Below are 1,663 nucleotides of genomic sequence, written 5' to 3'. Positions count from 1 at the left end.
AGATACTAAAAAGCCGCAAAAACTCAGTTTTTGCGGCTTTTTTAATTCTTAGCACTTAGACAGAAAAGAATGAACTACCTGTCTAGAATGGCAGCTCAACCTGCATCATTAAGTCTGCATCACTAGAGTCATGCCAACGGTAATCAAAACGCATACGCGGCTGCCCTTCAACTTTATCACCAAAACCGATGCTCAGCTGAAGACCATGGTTCATCAACCACTCTTCTGTCGACATATTATACTGTTCATCTTCCAGCTCTTCTGGAAACCACATACCGAGACCAACATAGTTAGACTCAAGGCTCTGAGTTAACAAAGGCGCATCTTTGCTTTGAATAACCCAATCAGACCAGTAATCAGGCTTAGTTTGAGGTTCTGGTTCGCTTAACCCACTAAGCTCCAACATACTTTGGCCGAAAGCTTCAAGGCTCGTAGAAAAGTCTAAACAGCTATTTTCGTCATCAGAAGTCAGCATTACCGAATCTAGGCTAAAAAAATCACACTCAGCATATGCAGGTAAACTGCATGCTGCAATGATCATCGTCGCTGGTATCGCGCGCTTTAGCATAGTCATCAGACCTCTTGAGTGAGTGAATCTACATTATTGTATACAGTCCACTATCTTGCAATATCTTTGTAACTGACTTTGTACTCAGTTTTGCAACATCGCTTCCACTTATCAGCGCATTGCGGATATCAGTACTACGAATTTTCACTTTTTCAGGGCAAGCCATTACAGACCACTGCTCAGTAATCTCATCTGATTTATAAAAAGATGAGAACTTAAAGAAGTTGTCAGGACCTATAACGAACGTGAGTTCCGCATCACGATGTAACTTCTGAAGTGCGCTGAGCACCGCATAAGTCGTTACGCTTTCACCTGGAGTAAATAGGCTCTTTTCGACCAAAGAAAGCTCCACTTGCTCCAATGAAAGATCGCTAATAAATGCGTTAACTAACTGACATCTCGTATCAAAGTCTAGCATCTCTTTTCCCCAAGCATGGGCAATACTTGGAACGAGCAGGATTTTGTCAAAGTGAGCCAATGAATCAATCACACTTTTATGCCCTAAACTCGGTGGATTAAACGCACTACCGAAAATGGCTATTTTTTCCATTACTTATTACTGCCTTCTCTTTCTAAGCTTGTGCAAAGAGGTTTTTAAATCGGATGATTTAGGTATGATAACACTAGATTTTTAATTTGCTTGCAGGAAAGGAATACGAATGGAACAGTTAATTCGTGACGAAATGCGCGTACTACCTTCAATTGACCCTCACTTCGAAGTGACTCGTCGTGTGGAGTTTATCAAAACGAAACTTCAACAGTCAGGATGCAAATCACTGATCCTTGGTATCAGTGGTGGTGTCGACTCAACAACCTGTGGCCGCTTGGCACAGATGACCGTTGATAGCCTAAATGAAAGCGCTGGTAGCGACGAGTACCAATTCATCGCGGTTCGTCTACCTTACGGTGAACAAAAAGATGAAGACGAAGCACAGCTTGCTCTCTCTTTCATTCAGCCTTCTCAATCTGTTTCTGTCAACATTAAAGCGGGTGTTGACGGGCTTCACGCAGCCTCTCACGTTGCTCTTGAAGGCACAGGTCTACTACCAACAGATTCAGCAAAAATCGACTTTGTGAAAGGCAACGTGAAAGCTC

The 1,663-nt window shown here is 42.6% G+C and carries 2 protein-coding genes and 1 pseudogene; 1 reads left to right on the top strand and 2 read right to left on the bottom strand.

The genetic code is table 11. The annotated features are described in order from the left end of the window. Positions 1-82: 82 nt before the first annotated feature. Together AB4653_RS03485 and AB4653_RS03480 are read right to left on the bottom strand one after the other, a co-directional pair. Positions 83-574, bottom strand: a complete 492-nt coding sequence (locus AB4653_RS03485; RefSeq protein WP_009845744.1) for a hypothetical protein — start codon at positions 572-574, stop codon at positions 83-85. A gap of 22 nt (positions 575-596) precedes the next feature. After that, on the bottom strand, positions 597-1,118 hold the full coding sequence (locus AB4653_RS03480; protein ID WP_009845745.1) for a nicotinate-nicotinamide nucleotide adenylyltransferase: 522 nt from the start codon (positions 1,116-1,118) through the stop codon (positions 597-599). A gap of 109 nt (positions 1,119-1,227) precedes the next feature. Between AB4653_RS03480 and nadE the strand changes: the two are divergent. After that, positions 1,228-1,663 (top strand): annotated as a pseudogene (gene nadE / locus AB4653_RS03475) (NAD(+) synthase); the annotation flags it as partial.

The sequence above is a fragment of the Vibrio sp. 10N.222.48.A3 genome (assembly GCF_041475345.1).
GTDB lineage: Bacteria > Pseudomonadota > Gammaproteobacteria > Enterobacterales > Vibrionaceae > Vibrio > Vibrio tasmaniensis_A.
The sequence above is the reverse complement of the archived record's forward strand: the minus strand, read 5'-3'. Positions and strand labels throughout refer to the sequence as shown.